We start from the raw sequence: 21,107 nt of genomic DNA, 5'->3' as shown, positions 1-21,107 counted from the left end.
ACCGCCTCACCCAAGCGCCCACGAGATACCGGCATCAAGATCAAGGAAATCCAGACATGGCAGTGACCACCGTCGCCCAACTCGCCACGGAGCTGAATCGCCCCGCGGCGACGCTGCTCGAGCAGCTACAGTCGGCCGGCGTCGCCAAGAAGTCGCCTGACGACTCGCTGACCGACTCCGACAAGGAGCGGTTGCTCGAATTCCTGCGCAGCTCGCACGGCACGGCCGGCGGCGATCGCAAGAAGATCACGCTGACCCGCAAGTCGACCAGCGAGATCAAGCAAGCCGACGCCTCCGGCAAGGCCCGCACGATCCAGGTGGAGGTGCGCAAGAAGCGCGTCTTCGTCAAACGTGACGACGTGCCCGGCAACGCACCCGAAGAAGAAGCCGCACCGGCCGCGCCGGTGATCGACGAGGCCGAGCTCACCCGCCGCGAAGAAGAAGCCCGCCGCCAGGCCGAGCTGATCCGTCGCCAGGAAGAAGAGCTGGCCGAGAAGCGCCGCCAGCGCGAAGAGCGCGAGCGGGAAGCCGCCGAGCGCGAGGCCGCCGAGCGTGCCGCCGCCGAGGCTGCCGCGGCTGAGAAGGCCGCCGCCGAAGCCGCGGCGCAAGCCCAGGCTGCGCTGGCCAAGGCCGCTGGGTCATCGTCGGCTGCCGCCGAGCCTGCCTCGGCACCCGCCGCCGCAGCGCCCGCCCCGGCACCTGCCGCCGAACCCGCGCCGCCGCCTGCGCCGCCCAAGCCTGCACTGCGCGTGATCAAGGCCGCTGACGCCGATGCCGAAGAAAAGCAGCGCATGGCCGATCTGGGCAAGCGCCGCCAGGCAGCCGAAGCCGAAGCTGCCGCCATCCGCGACATGATGGCGCGCAAGAACAAGGTGATGATCGCCAAGAAGCCGGAAGAGCCGAAGCCGGCCGATCCTGCCGTCGCCAAGGAAGGCATCAAGGGCACGATCCACAAGCCCAAGGCCGCACCGGGCACGACGACCACGACAGCAGGCGCCGCTGCCAAGCCGGGCGACAAGAAGTCCGTCAAGTCCGAGAAGCTGTCGTCCAGCTGGGCCGACGATGCCAAGAAGAAGGGCACCGCCGCCAAGGGCCGCACCGACTCGGGCGCTGGCCGTCCGGGCTGGCGCGCACCGCGTGGTGGCCGTCGTGGCGACAGCCGCGACTCGGGCGCATCGAACTTCCAGGCGCCGACCGAACCGGTGGTGCAAGAGGTTCACGTGCCCGAAACCATCTCGGTGGCCGACCTGGCGCACAAGATGGCCATCAAGGCCTCCGAGTTGATCAAGCAGCTGATGAAGCTGGGCCAGATGGTCACGATCAACCAGCAGCTGGATCAGGAAACCGCGATGATCCTGGTCGAGGAAATGGGCCACAAGGCCTTTGCCGCGAAGCTGGACGATCCGGAAGCCTTCTCGGAAGAGGAAGAAGCCGCCGTCGGTGGCGAACAGCTGCCGCGCGCGCCGGTCGTGACCGTCATGGGCCACGTCGACCACGGCAAGACCTCGCTGCTGGACTACATCCGCCGTGCCCGTGTGGCCGCGGGTGAAGCCGGTGGCATCACGCAGCACATCGGCGCCTACCACGTCGACACGCCGCGCGGCATGATCACCTTCCTCGACACCCCGGGCCACGCGGCGTTCACCGCGATGCGGGCTCGTGGCGCCAAGGCGACCGACATCGTCATCCTGGTGGTGGCGGCCGACGACGGCGTGATGCCGCAGACAAAGGAAGCGATCCACCATGCCAAGGCGGCGGGCGTGCCCATCGTCGTGGCGATGAACAAGATCGACAAGCCCGATGCCAACCCCGAGCGCGTGAAGAACGAGCTGGTGGCCGAGCAGGTGGTGCCGGAAGAGTTCGGCGGTGACTCGCCGTTCGTCGCGGTGTCCGCCAAGACCGGCCAGGGCATCGACGACCTGCTGGAGCAGGTGCTGCTGCAGGCCGAAGTGCTGGAGCTGAAGGCCCCGGCCGATGCGATGGCCAAGGGCATTGTGATCGAAGCCCGCCTGGACAAGGGCCGCGGCCCGGTCGCGACGGTGCTGGTGCAGTCCGGCACGTTGAAGCGTGGCGACGTGGTGCTGGCGGGCGCAAGCTACGGCCGCGTCCGGGCGATGCTCGATGAGGACGGCAAGAACACCGCCGAAGCGGGCCCGTCGATCCCGGTCGAAATCCAGGGCCTGACCGAAGTGCCGCAGGCGGGCGACGACTTCATGGTGCTGTCAGACGAGCGGCGTGCGCGCGAAATCGCGACCTTCCGCCAAGGCAAGTACCGCGACGTGAAGCTGGCCAAGCAGCAGGCCGCCAAGCTCGAGAACATGTTCGAGAACATGGGCGAAGGCCAGGCGCAGACGCTGCCGTTGATCATCAAGGCCGACGTGCAGGGCTCGCAGGAAGCGCTCGGATCCTCGCTGCTCAAGCTGTCGACCGACGAGGTCAAGGTGCAGATCGTGCACGCGGCGGTCGGCGGCATCAGCGAGTCGGACGTCAACCTGGCGATCGCCTCCAAGGCCATCATCATCGGCTTCAACACCCGTGCCGATGCCGGCGCGCGCAAGCTGGCCGAAGGCAATGGCGTGGACATCCGCTACTACAACATCATCTACGACGCCGTGGATGAGGTGAAGGCGGCGATGAGCGGCATGCTGGCACCGGAACAGCGTGAAGAAGCGCTGGGCACGGCCGAGATCCGCAAGGTCTTCGTCGCCTCGAAGATCGGCACCGTGGCCGGCTCGATGGTCACTTCGGGCCTGGTGCGTCGTGGTGCGAAGTTCCGCCTGCTGCGCGAGAACATCGTCATCTACACCGGCGAGGTCGATTCGGTCCGCCGCGAGAAGGACGATGTACGCGAGGTCAAGGAAGGCTTCGAGTGCGGTATCAAGCTGAAGAACTACAACGACATCGCAGAGGGCGACCAGCTGGAGTTCTTCGAGGTCAAGGAAGTCGCCCGAACGCTGTAAGGCGGGTCCGGCTTCACGCCAGGAAAACCCCGCCGGAACCGGCGGGGTTTTTTGCTTCAGGAGCGGAACAAAACCATGAGACACAAGCGCAGCATCCCGAACCGCAGCCACCGCGTGGCCGACCAGATCCAGCGCGATCTGGCCGAGCTGATCCGCGAGCTGAAAGACCCGCGCATTGGCATGGTCACGATCAACGCGGTCGAGGTCACACCCGACTATGCGCACGCGAATGTCTTCTTCTCGCTGCTGGTCGGTGACCCGCACGAGTGCGAACTCGCGCTGAATGAGGCCGCGGGCTTCGTGCGCAACGGCCTGTTCAAGCGCCTGGCGATCCACACGGTGCCGACGCTGCATTTCAAGTTCGACCAGACCACGGAGCGCGCGGCCGATCTGAACTCGCTGATCCAGCGGGCGAACGCCACGCGAGCCAAGGACGAGTGACTTGAACCAGCCCTTGCGTCCTCGCGTTCAACGCCGCGCGCTGCACGGTGTGTTGTTGCTCGACAAGCCGGTGGGCCTGTCGAGCAACGACGCATTGCAGAAGGCCAAGCGCCTGTTTCGCGCCGAGAAGGCCGGCCACACCGGCACGCTCGATCCGTTGGCCTCGGGCCTGCTGCCGATCTGCTTCGGCGCCGCCACCAAGTTCAGCCAGGTCAGCCTGGACGCGGACAAGGCCTACAGCGCAGTGCTCCGGCTGGGTCAGCGCACCGTGGGTGGCGACCGCGAAGGCGAAGTGATCGAAGAGCGCCCGGTGGCGGTGACGCCAGAGCAACTTGCCGCCGTTTGTGCCGCCTTCGTCGGCCCGATCGACCAGATTCCGCCGATGCATTCGGCGCTGAAGAAGGACGGCAAGGCGCTGTACGAATATGCACGCGCCGGCATCGAGGTCGAGCGCGAAGCGCGCCGCGTGACGATTCACGCGATCGACATGCTGGGCTGGGACGATGCACGGTTTGAGCTGACGATCACCGTGCGCTGCAGCAAGGGCACCTACATCCGCACGCTGGCCGAAGACATCGGCGAGCGCCTGGGCTGCGGCGCGCACCTCGCGTCGCTGCGCCGCACCGAGACCGGCGCATTGACGCTGGCCGGCGCCATCACGTTGGACGCCCTGGCAGCGCTTGACGAACCTGCACGCGACGCGCTGCTGCACCCACCGGACTGCCTGCTCAACGACTGGCCGCTGCTGCGGCTGGCCGAAGCCGAAGCCGCTCGTTTCCTTTCCGGCCTGCGCCGAAGGGTCAACGAGCCGGACCGCGAGTTGGTCCGCGTCTACGGCCCAGAACCAGCCGCCTTCCTGGGCAGCGCCCACATCACCGCCGGCGAATTGATCGCCGATCGCCTGTTGAGCCCCATCGAGGTCCAGGCCCTGCTGAATTCCTGAAAGAGCACCATGACCCGCCAGATCCGCAACATCGCCATCATTGCCCACGTCGACCATGGCAAGACCACGCTGGTCGACCAGCTGCTGCGCCAGAGCGGCACCTTCCGTGAGAACGAGAAGGTCGCCGAGCGCGTGATGGACAGCAACGACATCGAAAAAGAGCGTGGCATCACCATCCTGGCCAAAAACTGCGCCGTCGAATGGAAGGGCACCCACGTCAACATCGTCGACACCCCGGGCCACGCGGACTTCGGCGGTGAGGTCGAGCGTGCGCTGTCGATGGTCGATGGCGTCGTGCTGCTGATCGACGCGCAAGAGGGCCCGATGCCGCAAACGCGCTTCGTGACCAAGAAGGCGCTGGCGCTGGGCCTGAAGCCCATCGTCGTCGTCAACAAGGTCGACAAGCCCGGCGCTCGTCCGGACTACGTGATCAACGCCGCCTTCGAGCTGTTCGACAAGCTGGGCGCCAGCGACGAGCAGCTCGACTTCCCGGTCGTCTACGCCTCGGGCCTGAACGGCTGGGCGTCGCTGGAAGAAGGCGCGCCGGGCGAGCAGTGGGGCCCCGACATGACCGCGCTGTTCGACACCGTGCTCAAGCACGTGCCGGCGCATGAGGGCGACCCCGCCGCGCCGCTGCAGCTGCAGATCTCGTCGCTGGACTATTCGACCTACGTCGGCCGTATCGGCGTTGGCCGCGTCAACCAAGGCACGATCAAGCCGGCGATGGACGTGGTGGTGATGGAAGGCCCGGACGGCAAGACCATCAAGGGTCGCATCAACCAGGTGCTGACCTTCGAAGGCCTGGAGCGTGTGCAAGCCACCGAGGCCGGCCCCGGCGACATCGTGCTGATCAACGGCATCGAGGACATCGGCATCGGCGTCACGATCACTGACCCGCTGAACCCGCAGCCGCTGCCGATGCTGCGCGTCGACGAGCCGACGCTGACGATGAACTTCTGCGTCAACACCTCGCCGCTGGCCGGCCGTGAAGGCAAGTTCGTCACCAGCCGCCAGATCTGGGACCGGCTGCAGAAAGAGCTGCAGCACAACGTGGCGCTGCGCGTGAAAGAGACCGAGGAAGACGGCATCTTCGAAGTCTCGGGCCGCGGCGAACTGCACCTGACCATCCTGCTGGAAAACATGCGCCGCGAGGGCTACGAGCTGGCCGTGTCGAAGCCGCGCGTGGTGTTCCATGAAGTGAATGGCGAGAAGCACGAGCCGATCGAGCTGGTCACCGCCGACGTCGAAGACACCCACCAGGGTGGCGTGATGCAGGCGCTGGGCGAACGCAAGGCCGAACTGGTCAACATGGAAACCGACGGCAACGGACGCGTGCGCTTGGAATACCGCATCCCGGCGCGTGGCCTGATCGGCTTCTCGAACGAGTTCATGAACCTGACCCGCGGCACCGGCCTGATCAGCAACATCTTCGACGGCTACGAGCCCCACAAGGGCGACATCGAAGGCCGCAAGAACGGCGTGCTGATCAGCATGGACGACGGCGAAATCTTCACCTACGCCTTGGGCAAGCTGGACGACCGTGGCCGCATGTTCGTGAAGCCGGGTGATCCGGTGTATGAAGGCCTGATCATCGGCATCCACAGCCGCGACAATGACCTGGTCGTCAACGCTACGCGTACCAAGCAGCTGACCAACTTCCGCGTCAGTGGCAAGGAAGACGCGATCAAGATCACGCCGCCGATCGACCTGACGCTCGAATACGCCGTCGAGTTCATCGCCGACGACGAATTGGTCGAGATCACGCCGAAGAGCATTCGGGTGCGCAAGCGATTCCTGAAGGAACACGACCGGAAACGTGCCTCACGTGAAGGCGCATAAGCGCCTTCACGCTCAGCGCGTTTCCAATTTTGTTTCGCTCCCCCCAGCCCCCTCCAAGCGGGGGCTCCAGTTTGAGTGACACTCGCGGCTCCTTGGGAGCCGCTTTCAATACATGACCCACCGCCGTGCCGTGTTCGTGATGATCGTGGTGACCCTGCTGTGGAGCACGGCGGGCGTCATCACGCGGCACCTCGAACAGGCGCGTTCGTTCGAGGTGACGTTCTGGCGCAGCTTGTTCAATGCGGTCGGGCTGATCGTGTTGTTGGGCTGGCTGCGCGGGCCGCAGGCGCTGGTGGCGCGCATCTGCACCGGCGGTGCGGTGCTGTGGGCATCGGGCCTGTGCTGGAGCGTGATGTTCACCGCCTTCATGGTGGCGATCACGTTGACCACCGTGGCCAACGTGCTGGTGGTCATGGCCACCGCGCCGCTGTTCACGGCGCTGCTTTCCCGCTTCCTGCTGAATCACCGTCTGCCTGCGCGCACCTGGGCCGCGATCCTCGTGGCCGGTGGCGGCATTGCGTGGATGTTCGGGGCGGACATCAGCGGCGCAGGGGGCAGCCACCTGCTGGGCACCGGCATCGCGATGGGCGTGCCGATCGCCGGCGCGATCAACTGGACGCTGATCCAGCACGCATCACGCAGCGAAGCCTCGTCGGACATGCTGCCGGCCTTGCTGATCGGCGCGTTGATCTCTGCGGCCGTCACCTTGCCGGTGGCGTGGCCGCTGCAGGCTTGGGCGCCGGACGTCGGCTGGCTCGCCTTGCTCGGCGTGACGCAGCTCGCCATTCCCTGCGTGATGGCCGTGACCGCCGCCCGCACGCTGGCCGCGCCGGAAGTGGCCTTGCTGGCCTTGCTCGAGGTGTTGTTCGGCGTGGCCTGGGCCTGGCTCGGCGCCGGTGAAAAGCCGTCCAGTGCCGCGATGTTCGGCGGTGCGCTCGTGTTGGGTGCACTGGCTGCCAACGAATTGTTTGCCTTGCTGCGTCGATCGACGGCAACGGCCCCGGCTTCTGTTTGACCTGACCTCGTGTAGTACCGATGAGCAACGCCCTCAACACCGACGTGCAGATCCTGGCCGAACAACGCGGCCGTCTGGGCCTGATCACACTGAACCGTGCGCAGGCGCTGAACGCGCTGTCGCTGGAGATGATCCGCGAGCTGACGCGTTGGCTGCGGGTTTGGGAAGACGACGACAGCATCGACGCAGTGCTGGTCCACGGTGCCGCGCGGGCCGGCAAGGCGCCGGCCTTTTGCGCCGGTGGCGACATCCGCTTCTTCCACCAGGCGGCACTCGCCGGAGACCCGAAGCTCGAAGACTTCTTCACCGAAGAGTACGCGCTGAACCACCTGATCCATGGCTACCCCAAGCCCTACATCGCATGGATGGACGGCATCTGCATGGGCGGCGGCATGGGCATCAGCCAGGGGGCGTCGCACCGCGTGGTCACCGAGCACAGCAAACTGGCGATGCCCGAGACGCACATCGGCTTGTTCCCCGATGTCGGTGGTGGCTGGTTCCTGTCGCGATGCGCTGGCCGCTTGGGCGAATACCTTGCGCTGACTGGCCATGTGCTGAAAGCGGCCGATGCGATCGAGACCGGCCTGGCCGACATCGAGCTGCCTTCGGCCACGCTGCCCGCTGTGATCGACGCGCTGGCCGCTTTGCCCTGGCTGACGATGCAGACGATTGCCGACACGCTGCGCCACCACGCTGCAGCGCCGCTCGCCACGGCGCCGATCATTGCGCAGCATGCGTCGATCGACCAGCATTTCGCCGGGGGCGACTTCCAGGCGATCGAACGATCGCTGATGGCCGATTCCGGCGACTGGGCACAAGCCACGCTCGCCGCGCTGCGCCAACAATCGCCACTGATGATGGCCGTGACGCTGGAGCAGATCCGCCGTGCGCGCCAGATGAGCCTGGCCGACGACCTGCGCATGGAGCGCGACCTGGTGCGCCACTGCTTCCACCTGCGCCCCGGCGCGGCAAGTGAAACGGTGGAGGGCGTTCGCGCCCTGGCCATCGACAAGGACCACGCCCCACGCTGGAACCCGGCACAGGTGGCCGATGTCACGCCGGCGATGGTCGCCGCCTTTTTCGACAGCCCCTGGCCTGCCTGGGCGCACCCGCTGGCGCATCTGCGCTGACGAGACGAAGTAACCGGCGCCAGGGCTCTGGCGCCGCCACCCTCCCCGGGGCTCAGCCGGCTTGAGAGCAGCTTTCGGCTCCGCAGAGGACGCACCCTAGGGCGACACCCGAGCGCCCGTCGCCGCGTGGCACCCTAGCATGGGCCGATTCCGATTCGACCTCAGGGACCCCATGCTTCAGCTCAGCGGCCTGGACGCGACCTTTCTGTACATCGAGTCGCCCGAGATGCCCATGCACGTGGGCGCCTTGCATGTGCTCGAGCTGCCGAAGGGCTACCGCGGCCACTTCGTCAAGGACCTGCGTGCCCTGATGGCAGCGCGCCTGCCGCTGATGCCCGCGTTGCGACGCCGCCTGTGGTGGATGCCGCTGAACCTGGCAAACCCGGCCTGGGTCGACGCCGAGCCCGATCTGAACCAGCACATCGTCGAGGTCAAGCTGCCGGCGTCGGCGAAAAAGGGCGACGGCCTGGCCGAGCTGCATGCCGCCGTCGGTGAACTGCACCCGAAGCTGCTGGACCGCAGCAAGCCGTTGTGGCGGTTCCATGTGCTGGAAGGGCTTGGCAACTCGCACTCGGGCCACAAGCGCGTGGCGTTGTACAGCCAGGTCCACCACGCTGCGGTCGACGGGCAGGCCGCGGTGGCACTGGCGAACCTCCTGTTCGACCTGACACCGCAGCCGCGCGTGATCGAGACGCGCCCATCGAAGCGCGTGAAGACCTTTCGCCACGACATGGCCGAGATGCTGCGTGGCGCGATCGCCAGCGAGGTGCTGCAGGTCGGGCAGATCATCCGCGAACTGCCGTCCACGGTCAGCAGCCTTGCCCGTGCCGCCGGGGCCGTGGCCATGCACACGCCGCTGCTGAACCGTGGCAAAGGCAAGGTGAGCAACCTTGCGCTCGCGCCGCGCACGATGCTGAACGTGTCGGTCACGCCGGGCAGGGCGTTCGCCAGCCTGTCGCTGCCGCTGGCCGAGATGAAGTCGCTGGCCAAGCTGCACGCGTGCAGCCTGAACGACGTGGTGCTGTTCCTCTGCGCAGGGGGCCTGCGCAAGTACTTTGCGGCCCATGGCATCACCGTGCCCCGCAAGCCGATGATCGCCGCGGTGCCGATCTCGCTGCGGCAACCGGGCGATACCAGCTCCGACAACCAGGCTTCGCTCAGCTTCATCAGCCTGGGCACGCACCTGGCCGACCCGCAGCGCCGGCTGGCGCACATCAAGGCGTCTTCCGCGGCGATGAAGGCGACGATGGGATCGCTCAAGAGCGTGCTGCCGACCGACTTCCCGAGCATCGGCGTGCCATGGCTCATGGAGGCCGCCCGTTCCATGTACGGCAAAGCCAAGGTCGCCGAGCGCATCCCGCCGGTGGCCACGCTCGCGATTTCGAACGTGCCGGGCCCGCTGGTGCCGCTGTACCTGGCCGGCGCACGCATGTTGACCAACTACCCGACCAGCATCGTCGTGCACGGACTCGCGCTGAACGTGACGGTGCAAAGCTTCGACAAGCACATGGACTTCGGCATGATGGCCGACGCTGCGGCGATGCCCGACGTGGCACGCTACGCCGAAGCGGTGCGAGCCGCCTATGCCGACCTGCAGTTGCTGCCGCCAGAGAGCCCGCCGGCTGCGACACCGGTGCCCGCGAAGAAGCGGCCAACGGCCAGGGCCAAGCCCGGCGCGAAGAGGGCCAATGCCCAGCCGGCAGCCAAACGCAAAGGTGCGGTCAAAGCGGTGGGCAGGTCGACATCGGCACCTGCCCGCAAGACCCGCCAGCCTGTCACGAAGGCGACAAAGTCCTAGGGCAAGCGCCCGACTGGTGCGCGCGGTGGCTCGCTAAGATCGGGCCATGCCCGTTCATGACAACGATTCCAGCCCGGTGCGTGCACCAGGGCTGCTGAAGCTGGCCCTCGAAGGCCGGGCGCCGTGGGAATTCGCCGCGCTGCTGGCCAGCGCGCCATGGCTGCGCCAACTGCCCGCCGGCGATGGCCACCCGGTCATCGTCTTTCCCGGCCTTGGTGTCTCTGACTTCAGCACCGTGCCGATGCGCAACTTCCTGCGCGACCGCGGCTACGCGTCGCATCCATGGCGCCAGGGCTTCAACTTCGGCCCGCGTGACGGCGTGCTGGAAGGCTGCATCGAGCAGCTCCAAGGTGCATACGCGCGCACCGGCCAGCGGGTCAGCCTCGTCGGCTGGAGCCTGGGCGGCGTCTATGCGCGCGAGCTGGCCAAGCAGCTGCCGGATCTGGTGCGTTGCGTCATCACGCTGGGCTCGCCGTTCGGCGGCCACCCGCGGGCGACGAATGCCTGGCGCTTCTTCGAATTCGTCAGCGGCAAGTCAGCCCACGACCCCGAGGTGATCGCCGAGATCCGCCGCCCGCCACCGGTGCCCACGACATCGATCTACTCGCGCACCGATGGCGTCGTCGCCTGGCAGTGCAGCCTGAACCCGCCGCTGCCGCACACCGAGAACATCGAGCTGCAGGCCAGCCATGTCGGCATGGGCATGAACCCGCTGACGATGTACCTGATCGCCGACCGCCTGCGCCAGCCCGAGGGGGCCTGGCAGCCGTTCGAAGCCGTCGGCGTGCGGCGCTGGTTCTTCAAGCCGACCCCTGGTGACAACGGGTTCGCTGCGCCGCGGGCCGCTTGACCCCATGCAACTGAGCGCGAACGGCATTTCGATCGAGGTCGAAGACGAGGGTTCGCCTGCCGGCGAGCCGCTGCTGCTGATCATGGGCCTGGGCATGCAGCTGACCAGCTGGCCGGCCGAGATGGTGCAGGCGCTGGTCTCGCGCGGGTTTCGCGTGATCCGGTTCGACAACCGCGATGCCGGCCTGAGCCAGGGCTTCGACCACCTGGGCGTCCCCAGCCTGCCGTTGGCCACTGTGCAGCACATGCTGCATTGGCCGGTGAGGGCACCTTACCAATTGGCCGACATGGCGCGCGATGCCCTGGGTGTGCTCGATGCGCTGGGGCTGCGCAGCGCCCACGTCTGCGGCGCGTCGCTGGGCGGCATGGTCGCGCAGCACCTGGCTGCCCAGCACCCGCAGCGCGTGCGCAGCCTGAACCTGATGATGACGACGAGCGGCTCGCGCAAATTGCCGCAGGCCACCCTGGCCGCGCGCCGTGTGATGCTGCTGCGGCCGCGCAGCAATGATCTGCAGGCGCTGCTCGACCACTATGCCAACCTGTTTCAGGTGATCGGCAGCCCGGCCTACCGGCCCGATCCGGACGCCTTTCGCGAGCGCATGCGCCACAACGTGCAGCGCGCGTGGCGGCCGGCCGGCACCTTGCGCCAGCTGGTGGCCGTGGCGGCTGACGGTGACCGCAGCCCGATGCTGGGCCGCATCCGGGTGCCGACACACGTGATCCACGGCGAGGCCGACCCGCTGATCCCGGCCGACAACGGACGCGACCTGGCCCGGCGCATCCCGGGCGCCACCAGCGACTACATCACCGGCATGGGCCACGACCTGCCTTTGCCACTGGTGCCGCGTTTCGTGGACGGCATTGCCAGCAACGCCGCTCGCGCGACCTGACGCCCCGCCCGCACCGATAATTCGGGGGGTGAACGCCCCTGAGTCCCCGGCCGCGCTGCAAACGCCGGCCCCCGTTGCCCAAGCCGCGCCCGACTGGCGCCTGTCCGTCGCCCCGATGATGGATTGGACGGACTGAGCGGGAAAGTACCTTCAAATCGACTGCTTAGGTCTGGGTCCTTGGGGGCGTGTAGCCCTTTTGTAGCTCTGGCCCCGCCCCTCAAGGAGAGGGATGGAGGGACCGGCAAGGATCGCCGGTCCAGCGGCGTAGAGTGCTACGGCGAGGCGGTGATCGTGTTGGTGGTCATGGCAAAGTTGCCTGACGCATCCAACGCCTTGTACGTCACCGTATAGGTCCGACCGGGGACTTGCTTGACGAAGAAGACGTTGGTCTCGGTTCCCACCTCGGCGTCGATGTCCTTCGGACCCAATACCTGGTTTGACTCCACCCGGTCCAGCAGGATCTCCGGATGGGGGTCATGGGCGTCATATCCGTTCTGCTTCGCGGTGACCTTCAAGTAGCCCGGCCGGTTTCGCGCAGGCGCAGCGCTCAAGACAGTGCTGAGCGTCGGGGCAATCTTGTCGAGCGGCTTTAGTTGGATGACCGGCGGCTCATAGTATTTGAAGGTCTTGAACGGAATCATCATCCGCGTATTCACAAGGCTGGGGAACGCCGTGTGGGTGCGAAGGGAGAAGGTCACCGATTGACCTGGCCGAATGCCAAACTGCTTGTCCGCCTGATCGGTAGGAAGCCACTGGAGCATCTTGTCAGTGGTTTCTTCGATCTGTCCGATCTCGCCAGTCCAGCCGCTGGGCGAATTGACCCACTCCGTGTCCATGGCAAAGCCCTCGTCCTTTAGCAGGAAGACGGGCACACCGGCGGAGACGGTATCGGTGTCTTTGCCCACGATGATGCCTCGGACCAGTTCGCCGCTCACGTTGGAAACGGTGTAGGTGTACTTCACCTGTTTCACCCCATTCGTGATGACGTGAACGCCGTCAGCCACAACGGTCAGGCCCAATTCTTCAGGCGTGTACAGCGTTGCTGCCTGCGAGAAAGACGCAGCTGCAATCAGCGGCATAGCAACAAATCGACCCATTTCTTGTCCTTCGGGTTTGTGTGTGAAGTGAACGGGATCGCCCCCTTGGTTGAACGGTTTGGGCAACGGGCGATACAGGCCACATTCTCCTGCAAGCGTGTCGATCTTGACGCCAGACGAATTGGCATCAAATGCTTCCCCGTCAGTGTGCTTCGATATGACGGCCGCCTGATGTCCGAGCTGGTGCTTGACGTGCTCCGGGTGCACTGCGCCGTAGTACGGCGCCGGTCGACACTCCTTGACGTTTTCGAGCCACGCCAGGCGAATTAGCTTCGGGTGCTTGGTCACGAGTTCCACGAGATGGTCCTGGTAGCTCTGCGGACGCCACGCAGAGGTGACTGTCAACGTCCCGCCCTTTTCGGCGACCTTGTCTCGTAGGCACTTCAGCTTGCCCGACATCGACTCGCTGAGCTTGTCCTCGCGAATCTTGTCGCCATTCTCCATCTCTAGAGCTTCGGGGTCGGTGATCGGCTGCAGAGGCTCTACCTCGCAGTCACCCTTGCAATACTGGTCGATCAGTTTGCTGTCACCGGGGCACATGTAGCCGCCCATACCGCCGTCTGCTTGTGATGCTGCAATCTCGCACGCGAACCCCGTACCTGGCTCCGCACCGGCGTCACGATAGCGGGGGTAGCACTTTTCCTTTGCTGCCGACAAGACCTCGTACGCAAGGGAACTCTGCGGAAGAGAGAGTGCGCAGACCATCGCCAACACGCTCAGTGGCCCCGGCGTGGCATGGCGGCGCGCAGCCTTCAAGTGCTTGCGCCGGCGATTCTGTTTCACCATTGTTTCGTCCTTCGTTTGTTATCCGCCGATCTCTGCTACGGACGATGAAGGCGGCGGGATGCCTCATCGCGATGTGTAGCTGAGCGGGGCGGCGAAAGACGGCACGCCACGGCAATGCGGCACGCGGTGCGTGCCGGCTTGGCGCCTCCCCGATCACCCTCCTTCTTGTTTGAAGGGACTTTAACGCCGGGATAGGGTGGAGAGCCCCCCAAGGACTCCCCCCTCCAATTGGGGAGACATAGAACATCGCTCTTGAAGTACAAGCGAAGCCGGCACGCGTCAAGCCGCAGTGCCTGCGAGTTGCCTGGCTTCCTTGACCGCGACGTCGCGGCGCGTGTCCAGGTAGTTGGCCAGGTCGCTGATGTAGATGCCGCGGGCAGTCTTCTTGCTCGCGGCTTCCATGCGGACCACGGGGATGCTGATGTCCCCGATGGCGACCTTGCGAACGAAGTTCTCGGGTGTTGAGGTGGGGGAAGTAGTCCTTGACGACTGTGTCGATCGGGATCACGGCTTGCGAGTTGTACTGCGCCATGAGGAAGAAGGCGGTGTGCATGGTTTTCGTTGAGCAAGAAGGATTGAGGCGCTGATGACGAGGGGCGATCGAATTCGGTTGGAACAGCTTGATTTGCAGCCTTGCTGTGGACGGGCGTTCTGGCGGGACGTCGCGGACCTACCAGCCAACTACCGCCGGCTGCCAATGCGCATGCGAGCCTGCCGGCTTGTCTGGTCTGTCAGGCGCCTTGTTGTCAAGCCACCTACCGCAGGTTTGCCGCGAATATCATGTGAACAATGAACCGCGAAGAATTCGTCGCAGCCCTACAGACGCAGACCCCGAGTCGATTCGTCGAAGACCAGCTCTTTGATCGAATTCCACATGCGTTTGGAGAGGATCGGATGGGCTTTTCAAAGTGGAAGCGCGAGCTTGGATCTCGTATTGATGTGGACCCGGCCTGCATCACTATAGTAGGTAGTGCAGCGACCGGCTTCAGCCTTAATCCAAACAAGAATTTCAAGGCATTCGACGAAAAATCGGATTTAGACGTCGCAGTAATTTCCCCGCACCACTTTTCAGAGGGGTGGAGATATCTTCGAATGAATGGAACGAGGCGACTTCGATTGGATCCTGCAACTCGCATTGCGTGGGATGAGCATGTAAACCGGTACATCTACTGGGGAACCCTCGCCACGGATCGATTGCTTGGCGTGTTGCCTTTTGGAGCCAAATGGCTTGAGGCGTTTTCATATATGACAGGTTTGGCCCCAAGTGCGGGAAGGCCTGTCAATCTCCGGATTTACGTCGATTACGACGCAATGCGTTCATATCAAGTCCAGTCTACGAAGAGTCTTCGGAATCAGTTTGCGAGGTAGCAAGGGAAATGCACAAATATTTGGCCACGACTCATCGTAACGTAGCTTGGTTCAAGCAAGCCTACGATTCTGAACAGCTAGACGTCAAGGCGCCCTATCAGCGAAATCCTGTTTGGTCGGATCGTCAGAAAGCCGCATTGATTGACACGATCTTGCTTGAGTACCCTATACCAGAGCTCTATATGCAAGAGGTCATCACCGCCGAGGGTCGTCAGCGGCATGTAGTCGTTGACGGGCAGCAGCGCATCTCGGCGGTGTTGGGGTTCCTGGCCGGAGAGTTTGAGTTAAGCGATGAAAGTCCGGTTGCTCCGGGACTCGCCTTTGACGACCTGGGCCTTCCGGAGCGGAAGAGGATCTTTGAATACAGCTTCGTGGTTCGCCTTTTGCCGGAAATGCCGGAAGAAGAGATTCGAATTATCTTCCAGAGAATCAACAGAAATACTGTGGTTCTCAACGCCCAAGAATTGCGGCATGCTACCTACTGGGGGCCTTTCATTAGCCTAATGGAGAAGTTGTCGGATCTTGAGTATTGGAACAACTTTGGAATTTTCTCTGCCAACGACCAGAGGCGAATGCTTGACATTGAGTTCATTAGTGAACTGGCGATCGGGCATCTAAATGGACCCCAGAACAAAAAGCGATCTCTCGAGAGTTTTATCAGCTATATGAGACCCAGTTCGACGGGGCCGAGCATTTGTGGTCAGTCTTTTTGAAGACTCTCGGCGAGCTGTCGCAGATCCTTCCGGAGCTTGCCAAATCACGTTGGAGAAAGAAGTCCGACTTCTATACGCTTTTCCTATGTGTCGCCAAGCACCAGGAAATGTTGCCTCTCACTGCAGAGGCTCGCCAAGCGGCAGCCGAGGCACTAGTTGCACTTGCCGCGGAAGTTGACGGGTTGTCTTCGGAAGAAATTCAGCCAGATCAGGCATCACAAGATGCGCGCGACTATCTTCGGGCTGTAGAACGCGCCGCGTCGGACCTCGGCAGCAGACGAGTTCGGGAACAGGTGTTGGACAGGGCACTCGCGCTGGCATTGGGACACGCGTAGGCTCTATACCGTTGCTTTGCTTCTGGCTACAACAGTGATTTCTGTGCCGTATAGCTGACGGGCTCGGTCTTCACTGCGGTCTGGCGATGGATTTAAGATGATTGATAGAAAAAAACAACTTGGCAGAAATTGGCAATTGTGTGTTGCCCCGATGATGGATTGGACCGATCGGCATTGCCGCTACTTCCACCGCCTGATCACCAAGCGCACGCGGCTGTACACCGAGATGGTGACCACCGGCGCGCTGCGCCACGGCGACCAACCTCGCCACCTCGATTTCAACGACGAGGAACACCCGTTGGCGTTGCAGCTCGGCGGCAGCGAGCCCGAGGAACTGGCCTTCGCCACGCAGCTGGCGCGGCGCTGGGGCTACGACGAAGTCAACCTGAACTGCGGTTGCCCGAGCGAGCGTGTGCAACGCGGCGCGTTCGGTGCCTGCCTGATGAACGAGCCGCAGCTGGTGGCCGATTGCGTGAAGGCGATGGTCGACGTGGCCGGCGGCTTGCCGATCACCGTCAAGCACCGCATCGGCATCGACAAGGAAGAGAGTTACGACTTCGTGCGCGATTTCGTCGGCACCGTCGCCGCGGCCGGCTGCACCGTCTTCATCGCCCACGCCCGCAACGCCTGGCTGAAGGGCCTGAGCCCGAAGGAGAACCGCGAGGTTCCGCCGCTGCGCTACGAGTTCGTCTACCAGCTGAAAAGAGACTTCCCGCAGCTCACGATCGTGCTCAATGGCGGGGTGCAGGGCAACGACGACATCGCCGGGCACCTGCAGCATGTGGACGGCGTGATGCTGGGCCGCGAGGCCTACCACAACCCGTGGCTGATGGCCGAGTGGGACCAACGCTTCTACGGTGAGACCGGTGCTGTGCCGCAGCGCGACGAGGTCGAAGCCGCGATGGTCGCCCACATGGAGCAACTGGCTGGCCGCTACGGCGTGCCCTGGCCGCACGCGGCGCGCCATATGCTGGGTTTGCGCCACGGCCAGCCGGGCGCGCGCCGCTGGCGCCAGGTCTGGTCGGACCATCGCCTGAAGCAGCAGCACCCCCACGAAGTGAGTGCCGCGGCGCTCGCGGCGCTGAACCCCGCAGCGAGATAATCCGGCCCGCCCGGGCTGCCCGGGCATGTGGACGGGATCGAAGGAAAACCAATGAATTACCGCTGTTCGCCTCTCGCGCTGCTGCCGATGAGGCGGTCGTCCGTCGTTGCAGCTGCCGCGGCTGTCGTGCTCTCGAGTGCCGGGGTTGCGCAGGCCGACACGATCTACAAGGTCACCGAGCTGTTGATCGGCCCCAGGAGCGACGTCACGCTCTATTCCACCGGACGCGCCATCAACAAAAGCGGCCGCACGGCGATCGAATACGGCTATACCGTTTCCGGCTTTGCGGCTGCACATTGCCTGAAGGCGCAGTGCACGCAGATTCCCGAGCTGCAGGTGCGCTCATTCCCCGCCACCACGCCGTTCGGCATCAACGACCTGGGCCAGATCACCGGCAGCTCGTTCTCCGGCTTCACGACCCATGCCTTCCTCTACGACGGCACCCAGACCATCGATCTCGGCGGCCTGCCTGACGACGGCTGCGGCGGCTGCATGCTCGACAGTCTCGGCCGCGACATCAACAACAAGGGTGTCGTCGTCGGCCTGGCCTACACGATCGACGGCAGCGCGCGGGCCTTCATCTACAAAGACGCACAGATGAGCGAGATCGGCACGCTGGGCGGCGATTTCAGCGACGCCTATGCGCTGAACGACAAGGGCGACATCGTCGGCGTGTCGACGCAAAGTGGCGGCGCGCAGCGCGCATTCCATTACCGCGCCGGGTTGATGAGCGACCTGGGCACGCTGGGCGGCAGCCACTCGGCGGCGTTCGGCGTCAACGAGTTGCGCCAGATCGTCGGCTGCTCGACCTTGACCGGCGACACCGAGCAGCGGGGCTTCATCCACGAGCAGGGCGTGATGACGCCGTTGCCTTCGCTGGGCGGCAACGAGTCCTGTGCGCTGGGCATCAACCGCAATGGGTGGGTCGTGGGTTACTCGAGCGAGTCGAGTGGCTCCACCCGGCGCGCGTTCTTGTGGCAGGCCGGCGGCCCGGCGATCGACCTGAACGCCAAGCTCGATCTCAAGACCGGCAAGAACTGGGTCATCACCGAGGCCAGGGCCATCAATGACAACGGCCTGATCGTCGCCACCGGCGAGCGCAAGGGCATCACCCGCGCGGCCTTGTTGACGCCGGTCAACGTCGAATCCAACTGAACGGGCGGGCCTCGGCCCGCCTGGCACGTCCAGCAGCGTGTTGAGCGCGCACCGGGGCGTCCTGTGTCGCCAGCGTGCCTGGCCGCCACACGCGGGGCTGCGCAGCCCCCCGGCCCGCCCAGGGCACCGCCCGTGCAGCAATGCGCACACCGGCGCCGGCCACCCTTCAAAACTAGGGGTTGTCATCGGGCGCGCGTGGTCGCCTCCTGTCATCGCCAGCAATAGCCGCTGGTAACGTTTCGGGAGACAGATCATGACGCTTCCCTCAGCAGCGCATCGCCTGGCATCGCTGGGCCTGACCCTGTGCCTGGCGACCGGTTCGCTCGGTGCATGGGCGCAGACGTCATTCAAGCTGCGGCAGGTCCCACCGTTCATGGACCTGCAGAACCACACCGTATCGACCTTCGCGAACGCCATCAACCGCAGCGGTCTGATGGCTTCGGGGCTCTATCAGCAACTGGGCGGCGGCACCTCGTTCCGCTGCGACAAGACCTCTTGCGTGGACATCCCGGCGCTGGGCTCGCCGCATCACTCGTCGACCAGCGCCGAGGCCATCAACAACGCGGGCTACGTGGTGGGCACCTCGCCCTACCAAAACATGTCGCGCGGCTATCTCTTCGATGGCGCCAACTCCATGAACCTCGGTGCCTTTCCCGAAGGCTGGTGCCAGGGTTGCGACCTGTCGAGCGTCGCGCACGACATCAACAATCCCGGCCAGGTGGTCGGTGCCGGTGAAACGGCCGACGGTCCGTACCGCGCTTTCATCTGGCAAGGCGGCACGATGACCAAGCTCGGCACGCTGGGCGGTGTGTCGAGCGAGGCGCGCGGTATCAATGACAGGGGCGACGTGGTGGGTGAGTCGACGCTGGCCGACGGCACGACCCACGCGTTCCTGTACCGCCATGGCTATGGCGCCGACGATTTACGCGACCTGGGCACGCTCGGTGGCAGCTGGTCGGCGGCACATGCCGTCAATGGCCAGCGGCTGGTGGCCGGTTGCTCGACCACGGCAGGGGACACGCAGACGGTTGCCTTCGTCCATGACGGCACCAGCATGAAGGCCTTGCCCACGCTCGGGGGCAGCTATGCGTGCGCGAGCGACATCAACGTCCACGGCTGGGTGGTCGGCTCCGCGCTGATCACCGGGGATGCCGAGTGGCATGGCTTTCTCTACGACGGCACGCAAATGATCGACCTGAACGACACGCTGAGCGACGAGGTCCGCGCGCGCTGGACGGTGACCTACGCCAGCGGGATCAATCGCCACGGCCAGATCGCTGCGATGGGCACCCACAAGGTTCACGGCAGCGAACGGGCGCTGCTGCTGACACCACGGGCTCCTTGACCCGGGCCGTGCGAGGCCGTTCGGCCGGCGCCTGCTTTTTTTGTGCGACATCGGCGATGACGCGCAGTTGGTTACCGTCGCTGCGTTCGGCCACATCTCGGGCAAACAATGATTGGCGAAGATCGTAAAGCACTGCACATTTTGGCGGGGCTAGGGATGGTGCGTCCTATTGACGAGGCGCCTCATTCGCGTCCGCGCCGTGGGCATGGGGCCTGCGGCTAGCCCGGGAGGTCAAACGATGCAAGCAGTTGGGAACAAGCGTTTTGTTGCATATGCGTTTCTGGTTTCCTTGACCATGGCCTGGGGTGCCGCGACGGCCGCGCCCCAATACCGTCTGGTCGAGCTGCCCTTCAACGGGCCTCCCGACGACCCCTTCAACGACACCGCGGCGATGGCGATCAACCGCATCGGCGACACCGCGGTCGATTTCTACGGCCAGTATGGGTCGAGCGGCCTGCATTGCACGCGCACGACCTGCAACGCCGTCCCGCCGCTGTACGTCCCGCATTGGCCGGCAGTCTCCACCGGTGGCATCAACGACGCCGGCCTGATGCTGGCCACGTCCGCCGACCTGGCCTATCAAACGCATGCCTTGATCTACGACGGCACCACCAGCACGCGGATCTACGGTTTCCCGGACGACTTCTGTGGCGGCTGCAACAACGACAGCTACGGCCACGGCCTGAACAATGTCGGCCAGGCCGTCGGCAGTGCATTCGGCAACGATGGCCGCGAGCGTGGCTTCATCTGGCAGGCCGGTGTCGGCATGCAGGAGCTGGGCACGCTGGGCGGCAGCGTCAGCGTGGCGCTGGCGATCAACGACCACGGTGATGTCGCGGGGTATTCCGACATCGCCAGCGGGGCGACCCATGCGTTCTTCTACCGTCGCGGGCGCATGATCGACATCGGCACGCTGGGTGGCAATTGGGCCCAGGCGATGGGCATCAACGACTCGCGCCACGTCGTCGGTTGCTCGACGCTCGAAGGCGACGAGCAGACGCGCGCCTTCGTCTACCGGCGCGGCACGATGACGGCCTTGCCCTCATTGGGCGGCCGGTCGGCCTGCGCCTACGGCATCAACATGGACGGGACGATCGTCGGCGCGGCGTCGAATGCGGCGGAAGAGACGCACGGCTTCGTCTTCGATGGCACCCAAACGGTGGACTTGAACGACCAGCTCAGCGCCAGCGACCGCGCCAAGTGGCTGATCATCGGCGCCAACGCCGTCAACCACCGCGGCATGATCGCGGCGACCGGCCAGAACCGCCTGAACGGCACGGTGCGCGCGCTGCTGCTGCGGCCACGCCCGGCGGCCGAGCAGCGCTGATCAAAAAAGAGGCC

Annotated in this window: 16 protein-coding genes; 14 read left to right on the top strand and 2 right to left on the bottom strand. The window is 64.9% G+C overall.

Annotated elements, in window-relative coordinates; translation table 11 throughout:
* Positions 1 to 56: 56 nt before the first annotated feature.
* The 9 genes from infB (at position 57) to VFY73_RS29975 (ending at position 11,865) form a co-directional block, all read left to right on the top strand.
* Entirely contained in the window at positions 57 to 2,960 is a 2,904-nt protein-coding gene (gene infB / locus VFY73_RS30015; RefSeq protein ID WP_329725270.1) for a translation initiation factor IF-2, read from the top strand.
* A 75-nt stretch (positions 2,961 to 3,035) separates the two neighbouring features.
* Positions 3,036 to 3,401: a 30S ribosome-binding factor RbfA gene (rbfA, locus tag VFY73_RS30010; protein WP_329725269.1), complete on the top strand. Its 366-nt coding sequence runs from the start codon at positions 3,036 to 3,038 to the stop codon at positions 3,399 to 3,401.
* Between the two features lies 1 nt (position 3,402).
* Complete coding sequence (truB, locus tag VFY73_RS30005) at positions 3,403 to 4,344, top strand: tRNA pseudouridine(55) synthase TruB (protein ID WP_329725268.1); 942 nt, start codon at positions 3,403 to 3,405, stop codon at positions 4,342 to 4,344.
* A gap of 9 nt (positions 4,345 to 4,353) precedes the next feature.
* Complete coding sequence (gene typA / locus VFY73_RS30000) at positions 4,354 to 6,183, top strand: translational GTPase TypA (RefSeq protein WP_329725267.1); 1,830 nt, start codon at positions 4,354 to 4,356, stop codon at positions 6,181 to 6,183.
* 112 nt (positions 6,184 to 6,295) lie between these two features.
* On the top strand, positions 6,296 to 7,198 hold the full coding sequence (locus VFY73_RS29995; RefSeq protein ID WP_329725266.1) for a DMT family transporter: 903 nt from the start codon (positions 6,296 to 6,298) through the stop codon (positions 7,196 to 7,198).
* A gap of 20 nt (positions 7,199 to 7,218) precedes the next feature.
* Positions 7,219 to 8,328, top strand: coding sequence for an enoyl-CoA hydratase/isomerase family protein (locus VFY73_RS29990; RefSeq protein ID WP_329725265.1), 1,110 nt, complete (start codon positions 7,219 to 7,221; stop codon positions 8,326 to 8,328).
* 172 nt (positions 8,329 to 8,500) lie between these two features.
* Positions 8,501 to 10,126, top strand: a complete 1,626-nt coding sequence (locus VFY73_RS29985) for a wax ester/triacylglycerol synthase family O-acyltransferase (RefSeq protein ID WP_329725264.1) — start codon at positions 8,501 to 8,503, stop codon at positions 10,124 to 10,126.
* Between the two features lie 46 nt (positions 10,127 to 10,172).
* Positions 10,173 to 10,976 carry an alpha/beta hydrolase gene (locus VFY73_RS29980; protein WP_329725263.1) on the top strand — a complete coding sequence of 268 codons (804 nt, stop codon included), beginning with the start codon at positions 10,173 to 10,175 and terminating at the stop codon, positions 10,974 to 10,976.
* Between the two features lie 4 nt (positions 10,977 to 10,980).
* Complete coding sequence (locus VFY73_RS29975) at positions 10,981 to 11,865, top strand: alpha/beta fold hydrolase (RefSeq protein WP_329725262.1); 885 nt, start codon at positions 10,981 to 10,983, stop codon at positions 11,863 to 11,865.
* A 272-nt stretch (positions 11,866 to 12,137) separates the two neighbouring features.
* Here the strand turns inward: VFY73_RS29975 and VFY73_RS29970 are convergent, their stop codons facing one another.
* Together VFY73_RS29970 and VFY73_RS29965 are read right to left on the bottom strand one after the other, a co-directional pair.
* Positions 12,138 to 13,748 carry a hypothetical protein gene (locus VFY73_RS29970; RefSeq protein WP_329725261.1) on the bottom strand — a complete coding sequence of 537 codons (1,611 nt, stop codon included), beginning with the start codon at positions 13,746 to 13,748 and terminating at the stop codon, positions 12,138 to 12,140.
* A gap of 279 nt (positions 13,749 to 14,027) precedes the next feature.
* Positions 14,028 to 14,150 carry a pyocin activator PrtN family protein gene (locus tag VFY73_RS29965; RefSeq protein WP_329725279.1) on the bottom strand — a complete coding sequence of 41 codons (123 nt, stop codon included), beginning with the start codon at positions 14,148 to 14,150 and terminating at the stop codon, positions 14,028 to 14,030.
* A 974-nt stretch (positions 14,151 to 15,124) separates the two neighbouring features.
* On the opposite strand from VFY73_RS29965, the gene VFY73_RS29960 reads away from it, so the two are divergent.
* The 5 genes from VFY73_RS29960 (at position 15,125) to VFY73_RS29940 (ending at position 21,093) form a co-directional block, all read left to right on the top strand.
* Positions 15,125 to 15,829, top strand: a complete 705-nt coding sequence (locus VFY73_RS29960; protein WP_329725260.1) for a DUF262 domain-containing protein — start codon at positions 15,125 to 15,127, stop codon at positions 15,827 to 15,829.
* 432 nt (positions 15,830 to 16,261) lie between these two features.
* Positions 16,262 to 17,266 (top strand): tRNA dihydrouridine(20/20a) synthase DusA, encoded by a 1,005-nt coding sequence (gene dusA, locus VFY73_RS29955; RefSeq protein WP_329725259.1) that lies wholly within the window; start codon positions 16,262 to 16,264, stop codon positions 17,264 to 17,266.
* A 51-nt stretch (positions 17,267 to 17,317) separates the two neighbouring features.
* Complete coding sequence (locus VFY73_RS29950; RefSeq protein ID WP_329725258.1) at positions 17,318 to 18,421, top strand: hypothetical protein; 1,104 nt, start codon at positions 17,318 to 17,320, stop codon at positions 18,419 to 18,421.
* A gap of 253 nt (positions 18,422 to 18,674) precedes the next feature.
* The gene (locus tag VFY73_RS29945) at positions 18,675 to 19,766 is read left to right on the top strand and encodes a DUF3466 family protein (protein ID WP_329725257.1); all 1,092 of its coding nucleotides are present in this window, start codon (positions 18,675 to 18,677) and stop codon (positions 19,764 to 19,766) included.
* 295 nt (positions 19,767 to 20,061) lie between these two features.
* Positions 20,062 to 21,093 carry a hypothetical protein gene (locus VFY73_RS29940; RefSeq protein WP_329725256.1) on the top strand — a complete coding sequence of 344 codons (1,032 nt, stop codon included), beginning with the start codon at positions 20,062 to 20,064 and terminating at the stop codon, positions 21,091 to 21,093.
* Positions 21,094 to 21,107 lie beyond the last annotated feature (14 nt).

It is taken from the genome of Ideonella sp. (genome assembly GCF_036277275.1).
Lineage (GTDB): Bacteria > Pseudomonadota > Gammaproteobacteria > Burkholderiales > Burkholderiaceae_C > Ideonella.
The sequence above is the reverse complement of the archived record's forward strand: the minus strand, read 5'-3'. Positions and strand labels throughout refer to the sequence as shown.